Source organism: Psychrobacter sp. FME13 (assembly GCF_014861395.1).
Taxonomy (GTDB): Bacteria; Pseudomonadota; Gammaproteobacteria; order Pseudomonadales; family Moraxellaceae; genus Psychrobacter.
In genome coordinates this window covers 1-3,636 of sequence record NZ_RRYV01000221.1, presented here as the reverse complement: position 1 = coordinate 3,636, position 3,636 = coordinate 1, and the positions used below count along the sequence as shown (strand labels likewise).

The window sequence follows — 3,636 nt, the reverse complement described above, 5'->3', positions numbered from 1 at the left end:
AGATTACAAGCCGCTTAATTTAGCTTGATGGTGACAACTACCTTGAAAAACTCCGATCAGTGGAGATGCCAGACCGAGCGTTGTGGCGCCACCACCAACCATGCCGAAGATAAATAACACATCTAATAGCTTGGCCCAGTTGCTGCTTGCTAGCTTTTCGCCCAATAATGGCATGAGCGTTTGGCTAACTTTGAGTACCGGTTTTTGACGCACATAATAAAAATAAGCGATAGCCACAGCAGGTACCAAGTAGATAGACCAAGCCACGGGCCCCCAGTGAAAAATCCCGTAGGTAGTCGCCCAGCGTATGGCGTCAGGTGAGCCGCCAGGTAAATTAAAAGGAGGACCTTGATAATAGTAAGCCCACTCAATCAGACCCCAATAAAGGATACTGGCACCAATACCACCACAAAATAACATGGACGCCCAAGAAGAATCTGAAAACTCAGGTGTTTCTTCTGGGCGGCCTAGTTTGATCTTACCGATATCAGATATCACGATGTAGATCACAAACATTATGGATAGCGCGCCGAATGTGAGATAAGCAAAGCCAAAGTTATCTACTACAAAGCTGCGGGCTATGCCTACCCAAGCCTTGCCCTGCTCAGGGAACAGTATCAAAGGTATGGCGATACTAAACAGGATGACTAGCACCATAAAGAAAGTGAATTTATCGATACGGGTGTCAGGTACGTGGTCAGGACGCCACTGTGGTACTGACATACCGACATCAAACGTACCTAAGTGCGGAGGCTTGTGATGCTTTGATCGTGCTTTTACATAATCTGGTAGGTATTCTTTCGAAGATTTGCTTGTGCCCTTATTTGGTTTTTGGTTGTCTTGATCATGATCAAGGTTGTTCATTTTTTTCTCCATAATGTGACGTTACTGTTTTAGCTTTCTCAGCGCTCCTAGGGTTAGAAATTCCTTTTTTTTGTACGTGTTATATAGCCCATGACAAACATTCGGCTATTCGAAAAATCATCGTCGTCTACAGCGCCTGACCAGTTAAATACTACTAGGCAGGCGCTATTAGATGATTGCCAATTTAATCGTTATTGCTGATTAATTAAAAGCAGATTGACTAAAAGCGATCAACTAAGAGTAGATTGGCTATAGTATAGTAACGGTAAATGAGAGGTTTTGTTTGATTAGTTTCATATATCACTCTAATCAATAAGTTTTAGTTTTCCTTAACACTGGTCTTTTAATCGGTTGTTTTCCTGCTTTGGTGCTCCATGAATTTAAATATTTATGCATAACTGTTAATAATCGAACATCTAATAGCCAATAGAGGGCGTAAACTTGTTAAAATAGGGCACCAATTTATCTATTGATGGACATCGATTTATGACCACAACTGCTGCCACTCCTACTATTAAAGAAGACCGCATCTTAATTCTCGATTTTGGCTCGCAATACAGTCAGTTAATCGCTCGCCGTGTGCGCGATTCTGGGGTGTTTTGTGAGATGTTCCCTTATGATATCGATGCTCAGCGCATCATCGATTTTGGCGCAAAAGGCGTTATCCTATCGGGTGGCCCTGAGAGCGTCCATGCTGAAGACAGCCCACGTATCAACGACGCTGTGTTTGATTTGGGTGTGCCAGTACTGGGTATTTGCTACGGTATGCAAGCGATGGCAGATCGTTTCGGTGGGCAGGTTCATGCCAGTGATATCCATGAGTTTGGCGCAGCGACGATCAATATCGATGGTACCTCTACCTTGATCGATGGCATTGAAGACGCTGCTGGCACGCTCAATGTCTGGATGAGTCATGGTGATAAGGTTATCGAAGCGCCTAAAGGCTTTGACATCGTGGCTAGCACGCCAAGCTGTCCGATTGCGATTATGGCCAATGATGACAAGCAATATTACGGTCTACAGTTCCATCCAGAGGTAACGCATACGCTACAAGGTCAGGAATTGCTTGGTCGTTTCGTTCATCAAATCTGCGACTGTGCAGGCGACTGGACGCCAGACAATATCGCTGATATGCGTATCGCCCAGCTAAAAGAGCAAATCGGTGACAAGCAAGTATTGCTAGGTCTATCGGGCGGTGTCGATAGCTCAGTTGTTGCAGCGTTATTGCACAAAGCCATTGGCGATCAGCTGACTTGTGTATTCGTCGATAATGGTCTATTGCGTCTGCACGAAGGCGATCAAGTCATGCAAATCTTTGCCGAAAACATGGGCGTAAAAGTCGTGCGTGTTGATGCAGAATATTTGTTTTTAAATGCGCTAGCGGGCGAGTCTGATCCAGAAAAGAAACGCAAAATCATCGGTAAAACCTTCATTGACGTATTCGCGGATAGCGCGCGTCAAGTGAGTGAGCAGAGCGATGGTAAAGTCGTTGAATTCTTAGCACAAGGTACGATTTATCCAGACGTCATCGAATCCGCTAAATCACATCAAGGCAAAGCGCACGTGATCAAGAGCCATCACAACGTAGGCGGTTTGCCAGATGATTTGGCATTCAAATTGATTGAGCCGTTACGTGACTTGTTTAAAGACGAAGTGCGTAAGCTAGGTATCACGCTTGGCTTACCTGCCAAAATGATCTATCGCCACCCGTTCCCAGGTCCAGGTTTGGGCGTGCGTATCCTTGGCGAAGTCAAAAAAGAATACGCTGACGTGTTACGTTTAGCTGATGCGATATTTATGCAAGAGCTTGAGCGTTCAGGCTGGTATGACAAGACGGCACAAGCATTTGCGGTATTCCAACCGATCAAATCAGTGGGCGTGGTCGGTGATGGCCGCCGTTATGCATGGGTCATCGCGCTACGTGCGGTCGAGACGGTAGACTTTATGACCGCTCGCTTTGCGCATCTGCCGTATGATTTGATCGAGACGGTATCGAACCGTATTATGAATGAAATCGCTGAAGTATCTCGCGTGACTTATGATGTGTCGAGCAAGCCGCCAGCAACGATTGAGTGGGAGTAAGCTGTTTAAGTATTCTAAACGGTAACTTTGTTAACCTCGCTAGATGTACAAACACGTACTATCTGCGCTCGGTTGCCTTGTTACCATCTTAGACTACGTAAACTTATCTAATAGTTTTTCAACTCAAATTTTTTGAGTTGATATACAACTTATCGTCGATAAAAACACTCAATATGGTTGGGTGTTTTTTTTGGTTCAAATAAATAGGTAGCTAAGAAGATTATAGTTTTCCATTGAACATTTGTTTTTATTATCTATAATGTAGTCGACTTTAATTGGTTTTCTTTGCCTGTCATTACAGGCGCAGGATGCTAGAAAATTTATATTTATTAGAACTAAGGGCTAAAATGCTTTGTAACAGCTGCAATCAAGAAAACGCAAACGAGTCAGCTTTCTGCTCAAGTTGTGGTCACAACCTTTCTGACACTCAAGGACAAACACCGCCACCGCTTACTGCCGTCAATATCTCAAAAGATGCGCAAAGCCCGAAAAATACATTATCTTCTGACTCTGAGACAGCTGATACTTTACTAGCTGCCTTTGTCGGTGAACAGTATGATAGTTTTTACCGCGACAAATGGTTTAAGGATAGTGAGCCACGCTTAGAAGTCAATAAGGATGGTTCGAGCATTCATAGTGAACCGCCCCGACTATATCGGAGAGTGATTTACTTGAGTCAGGCAGCAATGC

At 44.2% G+C, this 3,636-nt stretch carries 3 protein-coding genes; 2 read left to right on the top strand and 1 reads right to left on the bottom strand.

Features of this window, described 5'->3' with window-relative positions; genetic code table 11:
* Nucleotides 1–3: 3 nt before the first annotated feature.
* Nucleotides 4–864: a BCCT family transporter gene (locus tag EI164_RS15175; RefSeq protein WP_225739339.1), complete on the bottom strand. Its 861-nt coding sequence runs from the start codon at nucleotides 862–864 to the stop codon at nucleotides 4–6.
* Between the two features lie 486 nt (nucleotides 865–1,350).
* On the opposite strand from EI164_RS15175, the gene guaA reads away from it, so the two are divergent.
* Together guaA and EI164_RS15165 are read left to right on the top strand one after the other, a co-directional pair.
* On the top strand, nucleotides 1,351–2,946 hold the full coding sequence (gene guaA / locus EI164_RS15170) for a glutamine-hydrolyzing GMP synthase (protein ID WP_192520785.1): 1,596 nt from the start codon (nucleotides 1,351–1,353) through the stop codon (nucleotides 2,944–2,946).
* A 308-nt stretch (nucleotides 2,947–3,254) separates the two neighbouring features.
* The coding region (locus tag EI164_RS15165; RefSeq protein ID WP_192520784.1) for a zinc ribbon domain-containing protein at nucleotides 3,255–3,636 on the top strand (382 nt) is incomplete at its 3' end.

Excerpts from the sequence above, each read along its gene's own strand:
- EI164_RS15175 (WP_225739339.1), bottom strand. The coding sequence starts at position 864 with ATGAACAACCTTGATCATGATCAAGACAACCAAAAACCAAATAAGGGC.
- guaA (WP_192520785.1), top strand. The coding sequence starts at position 1,351 with ATGACCACAACTGCTGCCACTCCTACTATTAAAGAAGACCGCATCTTA.